Consider the following 13,491-nt stretch of genomic DNA (forward strand, 5'->3'; position numbering starts at 1 on the left):
TCAAGGTCTCGCAACCCGAAACTTGTCCGAAGATCGACGGTGACCGCCAGCGTCACCAACGGCCGCGCGCTGCGCTACGCCGAAGGCTCCGCGCGCGGCCTCCTACACCATGTGTTGGGACACTGCCGGCCGACGCGAAACCTTGGTCGTCAGGACGCGCTTTCGAAATCGCGCGCCTTGTAGCAGCGAGAGACGGCGGTTCAACGATGCTTAGCGTCGGTTCGGATTCAGAGACCAGAAGCGGCTTAGCCGTAGCGTGCTTGTGGAGCCTGTCTCTGGCTTTTTCCTTGGCGTCGCGGACCGACGGAGACAGATGCTGCTCGGAACTTCCTGATATCCTCACCGTAGCCAAGTTTGGTTCGCTCAGTGGCGGTAGTGCTTCCTTGTTGACCGGCTTTCCGTATTCCAGCTTCGCCCAGTATCCACGTTCTGGTGTTGGAATGTCGTGGCGATCACAGGTCTTCTTCAACGCCGTACCCGTAACGCCATAATCAGCGGCAACTTTGGTCATGGGTTTGGACCAAACCAGCTCGTAAAGCTCTTCCCGAGAAACTGTCTTCACCTCTCAACCTCTGCCGTCCATGCAATGTGTTCGATCTCAGCCCGCCGATCCACAACCAAGTGGGAGCATTGATTTTGCCGGTTTTGACGGTACTTTATCGACGCATCAGATTCGACGTTTGTGGTTGCTGCCTCACTGCGAAGCAGCCGATAGATGCCGAAAGTTCACAGAATTTTTTCAGCAAGGTTGACGCCTGAAAACTCAGCAAAATCAAAAGGCTAGGTTTTTGACGGTACCTTACACGGCATAATCGGCCGCTGAAATGATTTTTAGCAGATATATCAGATGCTTAGGGCGAAAAAAATATTTGAGTGGGAGTGATCCGGTAACGGCCTCAGATCACGGCATATCCAGCGCGAGCGTCGGTCAGGCGCTCGCGTTTTGCTTTGGCAATGTCGCCGCCGGACTTGCCCCTGCCTTGCATCTGTATGACAACCGGCGGGTTGAGAAATTCGCGGGATAGACGGCATGAAGCATCTGAACCGGATCGGGATTGACGGCTATATGCTGCTGCTGATCGCAACCGCAATCATGGGCCTGATCCTGCCCGCGCGCGGCATCGCGGCTATGGGCCTTGGTCACGCGACCTTCTGGGCGGTCACGCTGCTGTTCTTCGTCTATGGTGCCAAGCTGGATCCGGCCGCCGTGAAAGCCGGGATGCTGAATCTGCGCCTGCAGAGCCTGACCTTTCTGGCGACATATCTGCTGTTTCCGGTGCTGGGACTGCTGCTGGCGGCCATCTTCGGCGGGGTTCTGGGGCCCGAGCTGACGCTGGGTCTGCTGTTTCTGTCCGTCCTGCCCTCGACCGTGCAATCCTCGATCGCGTTCACCTCGATGGCGGGGGGCAATATTCCGGCGGCGATCTGTGCGGCCTCGTTGTCCAATATCATCGGCGTCGCGCTGACGCCGCTACTGGTGGCGAAGCTTTTGCATGTCGAGGGCGGCGGCGTCAGTTGGGACGCCATCGAAAAGATCGGCCTGCAGATCCTGTTGCCCTTTATCGTCGGGCAGATCATGCGGCCATGGATCGGGAAATTCGTCAGACGCCACAAAATCCTGACCATGATCGTCGATCGCGGCTCGATCCTGCTGATCGTCTATGCGGCGTTCAGCGCGGGGACGGTCTCGGGGCTGTGGTCGCAGATCCCGGCGCAAAGCATGGTGCTGGCCTTCATGGTCATCGTGATCTTTCTGGCGCTGGCCATGGTCATCATGAAGCTGGCGGGACGCGCGTTCGGGCTGCCAGCACCGGATCAGGCGGTGCTGTTCTTCTGCGGCTCGACCAAAAGCCTTGCCAGCGGGCTGCCGATCGCCAGCGCGATCTTTCCCGCAGCGACCGTCGGCGCGACGGTGCTGCCGGTGATGATGTATCACATGCTGCAATTGCTGGTCTGTTCCTTCATCGCGCAAAGACTGGCGCGCAGGGTGGCGAAAACCTGACGAAACAGTCAGCTTCCCGTTGCGGGCGCAGCCTGTTATTGATTGGCCAGTCAAGATTGATGTGTTGATTGGTGACCTTGAACGCCCGGGCCTTGGCCCGGGCTTTTCCTTTGCCGCGCCGGACGTTCTGCCTGCCCCCGGACGTTGCTTCGGACCGATCGGCAACCCGCCGTTTTTCCCCGGATAATGCCAAGGATTTTTTCGGCATCCGAGGAGCAAGACATGCCCAATAAAGCCACAGTTCGCGGTGTCCTGATGGACGCCACGCTTGCCCCCATTTCGGCAGGCAAGATCGTCGCGACGCTGAACGGGTCGGACATCTTCGATGGCGGCATCCGGATCGTCACCCAGAAAGTCGAGGCCACGACCGACGCGCAGGGCCAATGGTCCATGCCGCTGATCGTGAATGCCGAGGGCGACAATGCGGCGACGAACTGGTCCATCGAGGGTTTCAACCAATACGTCACCAAGGTGTTCGAGGCTAAGGGCCTGTTCATCGCCACCAGCCTTGCCATCGCCCTGGGCGATCTGGAAAAGACCAGCGCGCAGAACCTGAAGGCGGCCAAGGATGCGGGCGTGACGCGGCTGATCGTCGCCAGCAGCTATGCCGAATATGAACAGCTGCCGCTGAGCCAGCGCCGCGACACCGACATCGTTCTGGTGCGGGGAGAGGCCTGATATGCCATTGACCATTCTTGACGGCTTCGGAAGCGACCTGTTCGCGGGTATCACTGCCGTCCACATGGACGGCGCGCAGATGGATCTGCTGGATTCGCGCGGGGAATCCCTGATCGTGTCGCATGGCGCGGTGGCCCCTGCGGTGACGGCGCAGCCGACGATCCGGCCGGTGGCCCCGCTGATCGGGGAAAGCATCACCCTGACGCTGGGCACGGCCAGCGGCAGCCCGGCGCCGGTTGCCGATTGGGATCTGACGCTGGACGGCGTGTCGATCCGCAACCGTCTGGATCAGGGCGAGCTGACGATGGAGATCACCTCGCCCGGTGTCTATGCGCTGTCGGTCCGCTGGACGAACAGCGCAGGCACGGCGACCGCGACCAGCACCGGCTTTACCGTCGTTGCGGCGCCGGTTCCGGTCATCAACTACGATCTGCAGACCCTTGCCTATATCGACGCGGAAACGACCTTTGGCGGCACGGCGACGGATGTGGCCTCGGTCACGGCGCGCGGCACGGGGCGCTATGTCTTTGCCAAGACCGGCACCGGCGCGGCGATCCAGCGCGGCACCACCGGCTTCACCTTTGCCGACGGCGCCTATCTGCAATCGCAGACGCTGAGCAACCAGCCCACCACCGACGGGCTGTTCGCGGTCGCGGATGTGACGCTGACCCGCTATGGCTCGAACAGCGGCCAGGTGGTGGACGGCACGGGCGGTCATGTGAAGATCCGCGATGTCAGCGGGTCCTTGCAGATCACCGGCACGGATGACACCGCCGTGAACCTGACGCTGGGCAGCACCGGCTATGGCCGTCGCATGGTGATTGCGGCGCAGATCGACGACCTGCTGGATATCCTCAGCGGTCATGACGTGTCTGGCAATGTCGTATCGACCCCGCATGGCGGCATGACGGATCCGGCGCTGAGCCGGGTGATCTCGGGGCGGTATCTGGTCGGGACGCTGCACCGGCTGGCCATCGTCGGACGCACCGAGGGTCAGCCTTGGCCGATCACCATGCGCGAGGTGGTCGAGGATTTTCGTCGGGGGGCGTGACGGCCCCCAGACCAACCGTCACCTCGCTTGAGATCATGCCCAGCTATGGTCAAAGCGAAAACCGGCCCATCCCGGATGCGCTGGCACCTGCGCTGGATGCCTCGGCCACGTCGCAGTCCTATTACACCTATGGGCTGCGCGACAGCAGCGGTGCGGCGGTCGGCCCCTTGGGGGCGGGGCTTGCCGCCATCGACCAGACCAGAGCCGCGACGGGGTTCATGACCGCCGAGGGCTTGGGCCGGGTCTCTCCGGCCTACGCCCTGATGCAATCGCGCGCGGCGCGGCTGCGCGATGCAGGCGACACGACGCGCGGCATGGTGCTGGCCGATCACGGGTTCGGCGGGCGGATCATCGAGGAATGGAACCTCGACAACGCCAGCCCGCTGGGGCGCAACCAGCTTTACTGGATGCGCGAAAGCGCGCGGGTCGCGCAGGATATCGGCGTCACGCTGACCTGCCCCTATGTGCTGCTGTTCCAAGGCACAAGCGCCAAGGACCAGTCCGGGGCCAGCTATCGCGCGGCGTTCGATCTGGCGCATAATGCCACCGAAGCGCAGGCCACGGCGCTGTTCGGTCAGGCGCCGAAATTGGTCGTGGTGGTCAACGGCTCGGATGTGAACAGCATCGGCGATCTTTACGAGACGCCGGGCGTGCAATACCGCATCGGGCTGGATCGCGGCGGGATCATCGCGACATGGCAGCGCATCTTCCCGATCCGCGACCAGAACATCCACCCGACCGGCCGCACACAGGTGCTGATCGGCGAGACCTGCGAATGGGCCATTGCCGAAACCGAGGCCGGGCGGCCCTGGAACATCACCTATGAGGTCCAGAAATCCGGTGCCGTGGTGACCGTCCGTTTCGCCCTGCGCGAGGGCGAGACGCTGATCGACCGCGCCGGGCTTTACGATGCCTTTGGCGGGGCAGCCACCTGCCGCGATCTGGGCTTCGAGGCAGAGGGCGGCATCGTCTCGGCCATCGCCGATCCGGCGGGCAACAGCGTGACGATCACGCTGGCCTCGGCCTCGGCCAGCTGGCTGCGCTTTGCCCATCAGGTGCAGGACTGCACCGCGATGGTCGATGCGTCGGGGGTCAGCATGTCGGCGCATCGCACGACGCTGTTTGCCAGCCATACCCGCCCCAGCCGCTATGTCGCCGGTGAGAGCTTGCGGCGCGCCTTGCCGGGGTTCCGGGGACGTTTGCAGGGCGACAGCTTCATCCCGGAAGCGTAAATGTGAAAAATGGCCGCAGAGCGATCTGCGGCCATTCTGTGTTCGTGGCAGGGCTTAGCTGACCAACGCCCCCGGACGCTGGGCATGGCGCACGGCCAGTTTGCGCGACCGGCGACCGGCCGGGATCGGACGGGCCGGCGTGGCGACGAAATCGTCGCTGCGCAATTGCGGGAACAGCGAGAAGATCTCCTGACGCGCCTCGCGGTCGACGGCCTTCAGCGCCTCGGGGCCGGTGAACAGCGATTCCGTCGCAGCCCCGTTCGAGTTCACCACCTCATGCCGGTCGAACAGGAAGTGGAAATACTCGGCCTCGGCCACATCATGGGCGATGTCGATGCCGTCGATCTGCAAAAGCTGCTTGGCCGCGACCAGAACCTCGAGCGCGCCGAACATCTTCATCGCCACTTTCGAGCGGACCAGAACGCGGTGCTGCGGCGACACGAGTAGATCTGCGGTGGGCATGTCATTGCCCAAAGCGCCCGCCTTGATGCGGATCGGACGCAGCTTGGGCTGCGCCATCAGCGCGCCCTTGCCCATCTTGACCGAGCCGATCCAGCGGATCGGCTGCAAGCCATTGTCGCGGGTCACGACCAGATCCCCGGCCTTCAGATCCTGCACCGCGATCATGCCGCGATCGGTTTCAATCAGCGTGCCGGTGACGAAGCACAAAAGCTGCGCCGGAGGGATGGTCTTGGTGGCGCCCGTGTTGGGCTGAATGGTCAAAGCGGCGGTATTGACCAGACCGTTGACTGCAGGCGTCAAGATTGTCGTGACCACAGGCTGAAGCGCCGGAACGGCAGCAGTAATCGCATTCGCAATGCCCGAGATCGGCGCTGTCACAGTAATGGGACTACCGAAAGCGGGTGTGATTGTTGCAGTAATTTCAATATTTTGCTGATTGAAAGGTGTGTCGGTCACCATATGGGTGGTGGTGACCGGAGGCGTACCGGCGGTGGTCGAAAAAATATCGACCGTGCGCGGCAGGACATCCAGCGAAATGCTGAACGCCAAGGCATTCACATTCGCCGACACAGCGTCGATCTGCGCCGTCCCACGATAGGTTGCATCTGTCAGAATATCGGTGCCAGCCTGATCGTTCAGCGACAGGTTGGTGGTATCACCTGCCTCAAGCACGCCGTCTTCGGTCGGCTGCTCATAGCCGTCGAATGAGGTGGAAGGCCCCACGAAGTTGATCAGACGGGCCGACGGAACGGAAACGATCGATCCGTCCAGTCCGACATTCAGCACATTGGGGGGAAGAGTAGTGACAAAGGGCATCGTACTAAACCTTTTAGCAGACCAGGGCGACCCCGGATCGAATGGTTGAGAACGGATCGGCGCGTCATGCGACGACCTAAGCGCAACACCTCATGGTTGTTTTTGAGGCAAGCGATTCCCTTATGGGCGATTCTATGCCGCCGAGTAAATAAAATTTAAGCTAATATTCACATTTTATCTCAATGGTGTCGGTCGATCCCAGCCCGCATCAGGCGCATTCCCGGCAGGAGCGCGGTATCTGGATCAGCAAAAACCTGCCATGGTGGGATCTGCCTAAACGGCGGCCCAAGGCCAGTCCTTGGGACCGCCACATCTTGCACGCCATGGTTGATTGATCGCGACCACGCGATGTTTGCTGCGCAAATCCAGCCGTCTCATGCAATCTGCGGCTGTTCTAAACGCCGCTCAAAGACATAATATTCCATCGCCCGTGAAACCGGCGCAATCAACCGGACGTTCCAACCCAGCGAGAAAATCTCGTTGGAGAACCTGCTATGAACTCAATCATCTATCTTGTGGGCCTTGTGGTCATCGTCCTGTTCATTCTGTCGATGTTGGGACTTTCGTGATGGCGACACCCAGCATTCAGGACGCGACGGATCGCGGTTATGTCGATTGGGCGGCGATTTTCGCTGGTGCAGTCGTGGCCACCGGCGTCGCAGTCGTCTTCACAACATTCGCGGCCGCTTTGGGTCTTGGCTCGGTTTCGGTGGGCGAGGACGGGGGCATCAGCTTCTGGTGGCTGATCATCACCGCGCTGTTCGTCGTGATCTCGATGGTGGCGGCCAATGCGCTTGGCGGCTATGTCGCGGGGCGGATGCGCCGTCCGGTCGGCAGCGCCACCAAGGATGAGGTGACCGTCCGCGACGGCTTCAACGGCCTGGCCGTCTGGGGCGTGGGCATGATCGTCAGCGCCGTCATCGCGGCCAGCGTGATATCGGGCGGGTTGAAGACTGCGGGCAATGTCGCGCAGACCGCCGCCGAAGTGACCGGATCGGCCGTGGGCGGCATCGCGCAGGGCGCAGGCCAGCTTGCGGGCGGCGTCGTGTCGGGTGCGGGTCAGGCGGTCGGCGGGCTGGCGCAGGGCGCGGGTCAAGCCGCAGGCCCGGCGCTGGATGACATGCTGCCGCAGGGGATGCAAAGCAATCCGCTGGATTACATCACGGATCGGCTGCTGCGGGCTGATGGGCAGAACCCCGCCTCGACCTTCCAGCAGGACGCCGAAGCGAACATGAGCGACACGCAACGCCAGATCGCCGGGATCTTCGCCAATGTCATCCGCACGGGCGAGATTTCGGACAGCGACCGTGCCTTCCTGCGCGATCAGGTCGGCGCGCGCACCGGCATGAACCCGCAAGAGGTCGATGCCCGCGTCAACGAGGCCGTCGAGCAAACCAACCAGATCCGCGCCGAAGCGCAGCAAAAGGTCGACGAGGCCAAGGCCGAGTTGGAGCGGCTGCGGACCGAAGCCCAGCAGCGCCTAGACGAGGCCAAGCAGCAGGCCATCGACGCCGCCGAACAGGCGCGCGTGACCGGGATCCTGTCGGCCTTCCTGCTGGCGGCCTCGGCGCTGATCGCGGCGGCAGCGGCCTATATCGGTGCGGTCCGTGGCGGCCGTGACCGCGACGAAGGCCGCGTCTGGGGTGGCCTGTCCTATCGCCGCTGACAGCATCCATGGTCCCATCCCGATCCTGTCGGGGTGGGATCACCGCATCAGACCCGTGATGAGGTCGCGCGAACCGCTGAGCCAAGACCCAGGCGCTGATTAAACGATTGATCTGACTGGCGAACCCGGAAGGAATCGAACCCTCAACCTTGGACTTAGAAGGTCCCTGCTCTATCCAGTTGAGCTACGGGTCCGCAGTGGCGCAGTCATGGCAAAGCTTGATGGTTTAAGCAACCGTTTATGCCGCAGGATCCAGCGCCAAGGTCATATAGACGCTGTTCGGGTCCGCGCGGTAATCCCCAAACGGGCCGCATTCCACAAAACCGGCACGTTCATAAAGCCGCCGGGCAGGCAGAAACATCGTCTGGCTGCCGGTTTCAAGGCTAAGGCGCGCAATGCCAAGCTGGCGGGCATGGGCGATCAACCCCTCCAGCAGGCGCACGGACAAGCCGCGCCCGCGTTCCTCGGACAGGACATGCATGGATTTGACCTCGGCGTGATAGACCGACAGGCGCTTTACCGCGCCCATGCCCACGGCCCGCCCGCCATCGCGCAAGACGAAAAACGCGATATCGGGGTGCACCAGATCCTCGCGCGGCATCATATGGATCGATTCCGGCGGCGTATCGGCGTGCATGTCCATGGTATGACGGTGAAACAACAGCTCTAGATCCGGGGTCAGCGGGCTTTCCTGCACCAGCAAAAGTTCGGCTTGGGATGTCATCGTCGTTTCCTTGTCGCGTCGTGCGCGCAACCTAGCAACCCGCGCATCGGAAGCGAAAGGGGGCATTGCGGAAGCGGATGCGAAATAAGGACAATTCCGGCGGGTTTCTGCCCCGCAGGAAAAAATTCTTTTCTCTGCGACCCGGCCGCCGCGAACATGAATCCACCCTGTGCCGCGCCACGGAACATCCTTCGTTGCTTTTCGCCCGCGCCGGGGCGCAAGCGGCTTGCCCGGCGCGGCGCCCGTCGCTACCTGATCGTGGAACCGTGGAGGCGCGCATGTCCATCAGCATCCAGAACATGACCAAAAGCTTCGGAGCCACGCAGGTGCTGCGCGGCATCGACCTTGGCATTCAGACGGGTGAACTGGTGGCGCTGCTGGGGCCTTCGGGATCGGGCAAGACGACGCTTCTGAAGATCATCGCCGGGCTGGAATGGCCCGATGCCGGTGGGCTGAACGTCGATGGCCGCGACTGGCTGGGCCTTGCGGCACAGGACCGCCGCATCGGCTTCGTGTTTCAGCATTACGCGCTGTTTCCGCATATGTCGGTGCGTGACAATATCGCCTTCGGCCTGACCGTGCGCCCGCGGGCCGAGCGTCCGGGCAAATCCGTCATCGCCGCCAAGGTTGATGAATTGCTGCATTTCCTGCAGATCTCGCATCTGGGCGACCGCTATCCGGCGCAGCTTTCGGGCGGCCAGCGCCAGCGCGTGGCGCTTGGCCGGGCCTTGGCAATCCAGCCGACGGTGCTGCTGCTGGACGAACCCTTTGGCGCGCTGGATGCCGCCGTGCGCCGCGATCTGCGCGCCTGGCTGCGCGGCGTGCACGAAGAGACCGGCTCGACCACGATCTTTGTCACCCACGATCAGGAAGAGGCGTTCGAGCTGGCCGACCGCGTTGTCGTGATGGGCGATGGCCGGATCGAACAGATCGGCAATGCCGACCAGATCCATGACCATCCCGCAAGTCCCTTCGTCGCGCGCTTCATGGGCGCCACGATCGAACTGCCCGTCACCATCCGGGCCGGGCGCGTCGAAGCGCCGGGGCTGGACACCAGCCGCCTGCCCCGCCGCGCGCTGCCCGATGGTCCGGCGATGCTGTTCCTGCGGCCCGACGACGCCGTTCCCGTTGCCGATGCCAATGGCCGCTTTCATGTCAGCCGCTGCACCAGCAATGGCGCGATCCTGAGGCTGGACCTGACCGACGGCCAGACCACGCTGCCCCTTGATCTGCCGCGCCGCGCACCCGAGGCCAAGGGCCTGACCAGCGGCACCCGCGTCGCCCTGCGCGTCGAAGCTGGCGCGATCTTTTCCAACGGCCGCGAACCCGCCCGCCCCGTCACCGAATTCCCCCGCAAGGAGAAGTCCCTATGATCCCGAAACTTCGCATCGCCGCGCTGGCCCTGCTGTTGGGAACCACCCCCGCCATGGCGCAGGACAAGATCCTGAACGTCAGCTATGACATCGCACGCGAGCTGTTCGAGGCGCTGAACCCTGAATTCCAGACCTATTGGAAAGAGAAATCGGGCCGCGACGTGACCATCGACCAAAGCCATGCCGGATCCTCGAAACAGGCCCGCGCGATCCTTGAGGGGCTGCCCGCCGATGTGGTGACCTTCAATCAGGAAACCGATGTGGATGTGCTGGCGAAAGCAGGGTTCGTTGCCGAAAACTGGCGCGAGGCCTTCCCGAACGGCGCATCGCCCTATTACTCGCTGCCCGCCTTCCTTGTGCGCAAGGACAATCCCAAGGGCATCAAGGACTGGTCGGATCTGGCGCGCGATGACGTGAAGGCGGTGTTCCCGAACCCCAAGACCTCGGGCAACGGGCGCTATACCTATCTGGCGGCCTATGCCTATGCCCTGCAACAGCCGGATGCGACGCCGGAATCGGCGCAGGAATTCGTGCGCAAGATCATGGCCAATGTGCCGGTCTTCGACACCGGCGGCCGCGCCGCCACCCAGACCTTCGCCGAGCGCAATATCGGCGACGTGCTGATTACCTTCGAGGCCGAAACGCAGGCGATTTCCAAGCAATATGCCGATCAGGGGCTGATCTCGATCACGCCGCCGACCAGCCTGTTCGCCGCATTCCCGGTGGCCGTGGTGACCGAGAATGCCGAGGAAGACGGCTCGTTCGAGGTGTCGCGGGAATATCTGAACTGGCTCTATTCGCCGCAGGCACAGGAAACGCTGGCGGAAAACCATTTCCGCACCACTGACAAGGATGTGGCGGCCAAGCACGCGGCGGAATTTCCCGAAACCAAGCTGCTGACCGTGGATGATGTATTCGGCGGCTGGGACAAGGTGCAGTCCGAACATCTGGCCGATGGCGGCATCCTTGATACGGTCTTCGTGAACCGATGACCGCTGCGGCCATCAAGCCGAAACGCGTGCTGCCGGGCTTTTCGCTGAGCCTTGGCATCACGCTGCTTTATGTCACGCTGATCATCCTGATCCCGGTGGTGGCCTTGGTGCTGAAAGGCGCCGAGATCGGCCCCGCGCGGTTCTGGTCGATCATCACCGCGCCGCGCACGCTGGCCGCAATCCGCGTGACGGTGACGGCGGCGGCCTTGGCCACGCTGTTCAATGCGTTTTACGGGCTTTTGATGGCGTGGGTGCTGACGCGCTATCAGTTTCCCGGCCGCCGGATTCTGGATGCGCTGATGGATGTGCCCTTTGCGTTGCCGACGGCGGTGGCGGGCATCGCGCTGACCGCGCTTTATTCGGCAAATGGCTGGTTCGGCGCGCCGCTTGCATGGGCGGGGATCGAGCTGGTCTATACGCTGGGCGGGGTGATCCTTGCGATGACCTTCACCTCGGTGCCCTTTGTCGTGCGCGCCATCCAGCCGGTGCTGGAGGATCTGGACCCGGCGCTGGAACAGGCCGCGATGACGCTGGGCGCGCGCCCCTGGGCCATCTTTCGCCGCGTCGTGCTGCCCGCGATCCTGCCTGCGTGGCTGTCGGGTTCCACCATTGCGTTTGCCCGCAGCCTTGGCGAATTCGGCGCGGTGGTCTTTATCGCCGGAAACCTGCCCTTCAAGACCGAAATCGCCGCGCTTCTGGCCTTTATCCGGCTTGAGGAATACGACTATCAGGGTGCTGCCGCCATTGCGCTGGTGCTGCTTCTGTTCGCATTGGTGCTGCTGGCCGTCTCGAACTGGCTGCAATTCCGCGCCGCCCGCCATCTTGAGACCCGATCATGAGCGTCACCGCGCTGACCCATGCCCCCGGCCAAAGCCGCGCCGTGCCGCGCCTGCTGATCGGGCTGGCCTTCGTGCTGACGGCGCTGTTCGTCGTGGCGCCCATGGTCTTTATCTTCTGGCGCGCGCTGGCCGAGGGTTGGGGCGCCTATCTTGGCAATATCATGGACCCGCTGACGGTTCATGCCACGCTGCTGACGGCGCTGGTCGCGGTCATCGTCGTGCCGGTCAACATCGCCTTTGGCATCGCCGCCGCATGGGCCATTGCCCGCTTCCGCTTTCCCGGACGAAAGCTGCTGGTCACGCTGATCGAGATCCCGTTCTCGATCTCGCCCATCATTGCGGGGATCTGCTATCTGCTGCTTTATGGGCGGCAGGGTCTTCTGGGGCCGACGCTGGCTGCGGCCGACATCAAGGTGATGTTCGCCCTGCCCGGCATCCTGCTGGTCACCATGTTCGTCACCGCCCCCTTCGTGGCGCGCGAAGTGCTGCCGCTGATGCAGGCCCAAGGCTCGGAACAGGAAGAGGCCGCCGTCACGCTGGGCGCACGCGGCTGGCAGGTGTTTCGCCGGGTGACGCTGCCCAATATCCGCTGGGCGCTGCTTTACGGTGCGGTGCTGTGCACGGCGCGCGCGGTGGGGGAATTCGGCGGCGTGTCGGTGGTGTCTGGCTCGATCCGGGGACAGACGAACACGCTGCCCTTGCAGATCGAACTGATGTTCAACGACCTGAACACGACCGGAGCCTTCGCGGCTGCCTCGACCCTGACCTTCATCGCGCTGATCGTGCTGATCGTGAAGGCTGTGCTGGAAGGTCGCAGATGACGGGGGCCAGCTTGCGGGAATGTCAGTGGACTTGTGCCCCCGCCACGCCTTAGGCTTTGCGCTATGGACACCGCGCTGAAGGACAACCCGACCGCCTGCCCCGAACTGCCGAAGCCCCGCAGCTTCTGGCAGCGCATTGCCGATCGCATGGCGGCCATTCTGGGCGCGCGCCGCCCGGCGACGCCGCCGGAAAAATCCGTGGCCTTCACCATCGCCGTCATCGCGCTGGGGGCCAAGCTTGCCAAGGCGGACGGCGCCGTGGCGCGTTCGGAAGTCGCGGCCTTCCGCCGGGTCTTCATCATCCCGCGTGCCGAGGAAAAGAACGCCGCCCGCGTCTTTGATCTGGCGCGTCAGGATGTCGCCGGGTTCGACGCATGGGCGCAGCGCATCGCCCGGATGTTCCCGCAAGGCGATCCGGTGCTGGCCGATGTGATCGAGGGGCTGTTCATCATCGCCGTCGCCGATGCCGATCTGCATGATGCCGAAATCATCTTCATCGACGAGGTGGCGCGCATCTTCGGCCTGCCCGCCCAGCAGGTCGCCACCATCCGCGCGCGCCACGACCGGCGTCAGGGCTGCCCCTCATGCGAGGTGCTGGGCATTCCCGCCGACACGCCCCTGCCCGAGGCGCGCAAGCGCTGGCGCGATCTGATCCGCGAAAGCCATCCCGACCGCGCCATCGCCCGAGGCCTGCCGCCCGAGGCGATCCGGCTGGCCGAAGCCCGCACCCGCGCCCTGAACGAGGCATGGGACAGTTTCCGCACAATGCGTGGCGCGGCGTAAGGCCGCCGGGAACCCGCGACAGCCGGGGCCGGTTAAGGTGCAAACAGCCGGG

Annotated in this window: 12 protein-coding genes and 1 tRNA gene; 10 read left to right on the plus strand and 3 right to left on the minus strand. The window is 63.4% G+C overall.

What is annotated here, in order from left to right; genetic code table 11:
- Window positions 1-1,030: 1,030 nt before the first annotated feature.
- From GL284_RS05140 to GL284_RS05155, 4 genes are all read left to right on the plus strand, one after another.
- Window positions 1,031-2,002 (plus strand): bile acid:sodium symporter family protein, encoded by a 972-nt coding sequence (locus GL284_RS05140; RefSeq protein WP_155043589.1) that lies wholly within the window; start codon window positions 1,031-1,033, stop codon window positions 2,000-2,002.
- Between the two features lie 222 nt (window positions 2,003-2,224).
- On the plus strand, window positions 2,225-2,680 hold the full coding sequence (locus tag GL284_RS05145; RefSeq protein WP_155043590.1) for a hypothetical protein: 456 nt from the start codon (window positions 2,225-2,227) through the stop codon (window positions 2,678-2,680).
- A gap of 7 nt (window positions 2,681-2,687) precedes the next feature.
- Window positions 2,688-3,731: a hypothetical protein gene (locus GL284_RS05150; RefSeq protein ID WP_155043591.1), complete on the plus strand. Its 1,044-nt coding sequence runs from the start codon at window positions 2,688-2,690 to the stop codon at window positions 3,729-3,731.
- Window positions 3,728-4,963 (plus strand): hypothetical protein, encoded by a 1,236-nt coding sequence (locus GL284_RS05155; protein WP_155043592.1) that lies wholly within the window; start codon window positions 3,728-3,730, stop codon window positions 4,961-4,963. The genes GL284_RS05150 and GL284_RS05155 overlap by 4 nt, the downstream gene beginning before the upstream one ends.
- A gap of 54 nt (window positions 4,964-5,017) precedes the next feature.
- Here the strand turns inward: GL284_RS05155 and GL284_RS05160 are convergent, their stop codons facing one another.
- Window positions 5,018-6,241 (minus strand): Hint domain-containing protein, encoded by a 1,224-nt coding sequence (locus tag GL284_RS05160; RefSeq protein ID WP_230382926.1) that lies wholly within the window; start codon window positions 6,239-6,241, stop codon window positions 5,018-5,020.
- Between the two features lie 568 nt (window positions 6,242-6,809).
- On the opposite strand from GL284_RS05160, the gene GL284_RS05165 reads away from it, so the two are divergent.
- Window positions 6,810-7,907, plus strand: coding sequence for an ATP synthase subunit B family protein (locus GL284_RS05165; protein ID WP_155043593.1), 1,098 nt, complete (start codon window positions 6,810-6,812; stop codon window positions 7,905-7,907).
- A gap of 117 nt (window positions 7,908-8,024) precedes the next feature.
- Here the strand turns inward: GL284_RS05165 and GL284_RS05170 are convergent.
- Window positions 8,025-8,101 (minus strand) — tRNA-Arg (locus GL284_RS05170).
- A 44-nt stretch (window positions 8,102-8,145) separates the two neighbouring features.
- Window positions 8,146-8,631: a GNAT family N-acetyltransferase gene (locus tag GL284_RS05175; RefSeq protein WP_155043594.1), complete on the minus strand. Its 486-nt coding sequence runs from the start codon at window positions 8,629-8,631 to the stop codon at window positions 8,146-8,148.
- Between the two features lie 278 nt (window positions 8,632-8,909).
- On the opposite strand from GL284_RS05175, the gene GL284_RS05180 reads away from it, so the two are divergent.
- The 5 genes from GL284_RS05180 (at window position 8,910) to GL284_RS05200 (ending at window position 13,439) form a co-directional block, all read left to right on the plus strand.
- Window positions 8,910-10,004: a sulfate/molybdate ABC transporter ATP-binding protein gene (locus GL284_RS05180; protein WP_155043595.1), complete on the plus strand. Its 1,095-nt coding sequence runs from the start codon at window positions 8,910-8,912 to the stop codon at window positions 10,002-10,004.
- Window positions 10,001-10,996, plus strand: coding sequence for a thiosulfate ABC transporter substrate-binding protein CysP (cysP, locus tag GL284_RS05185; RefSeq protein ID WP_155043596.1), 996 nt, complete (start codon window positions 10,001-10,003; stop codon window positions 10,994-10,996). The genes GL284_RS05180 and cysP overlap by 4 nt, the downstream gene beginning before the upstream one ends.
- Entirely contained in the window at window positions 10,993-11,835 is an 843-nt protein-coding gene (cysT, locus tag GL284_RS05190) for a sulfate ABC transporter permease subunit CysT (RefSeq protein ID WP_155043597.1), read from the plus strand. The genes cysP and cysT overlap by 4 nt, the downstream gene beginning before the upstream one ends.
- A complete protein-coding gene (gene cysW, locus GL284_RS05195; protein WP_155043598.1) occupies window positions 11,832-12,656 on the plus strand; it encodes a sulfate ABC transporter permease subunit CysW in 825 nt (274 codons plus the stop codon). Before cysT ends, cysW begins: the two co-directional genes overlap by 4 nt.
- Window positions 12,657-12,719: 63 nt before the next feature.
- A complete protein-coding gene (locus GL284_RS05200) occupies window positions 12,720-13,439 on the plus strand; it encodes a molecular chaperone DjiA (RefSeq protein ID WP_155043599.1) in 720 nt (239 codons plus the stop codon).
- Window positions 13,440-13,491 lie beyond the last annotated feature (52 nt).

The sequence above is a fragment of the Paracoccus shanxieyensis genome, from assembly GCF_009711265.1.
Taxonomy (GTDB): Bacteria; Pseudomonadota; Alphaproteobacteria; order Rhodobacterales; family Rhodobacteraceae; genus Paracoccus; species Paracoccus shanxieyensis.

Bases quoted from the DNA above. Each gene is read 5' to 3' on its own strand.
- cysW (WP_155043598.1), top strand. From the start codon at position 11,832: ATGAGCGTCACCGCGCTGACCCATGCCCCCGGCCAAAGCCGCGCCGTG.
- GL284_RS05140 (WP_155043589.1), top strand. From the start codon at position 1,031: ATGAAGCATCTGAACCGGATCGGGATTGACGGCTATATGCTGCTGCTG.
- GL284_RS05145 (WP_155043590.1), top strand. From the start codon at position 2,225: ATGCCCAATAAAGCCACAGTTCGCGGTGTCCTGATGGACGCCACGCTT.
- GL284_RS05200 (WP_155043599.1), top strand. From the start codon at position 12,720: ATGGACACCGCGCTGAAGGACAACCCGACCGCCTGCCCCGAACTGCCG.
- GL284_RS05180 (WP_155043595.1), top strand. From the start codon at position 8,910: ATGTCCATCAGCATCCAGAACATGACCAAAAGCTTCGGAGCCACGCAG.
- cysP (WP_155043596.1), top strand. From the start codon at position 10,001: ATGATCCCGAAACTTCGCATCGCCGCGCTGGCCCTGCTGTTGGGAACC.
- cysT (WP_155043597.1), top strand. From the start codon at position 10,993: ATGACCGCTGCGGCCATCAAGCCGAAACGCGTGCTGCCGGGCTTTTCG.
- GL284_RS05160 (WP_230382926.1), bottom strand. From the start codon at position 6,241: ATGCCCTTTGTCACTACTCTTCCCCCCAATGTGCTGAATGTCGGACTG.
- GL284_RS05165 (WP_155043593.1), top strand. From the start codon at position 6,810: ATGGCGACACCCAGCATTCAGGACGCGACGGATCGCGGTTATGTCGAT.
- GL284_RS05175 (WP_155043594.1), bottom strand. From the start codon at position 8,631: ATGACATCCCAAGCCGAACTTTTGCTGGTGCAGGAAAGCCCGCTGACC.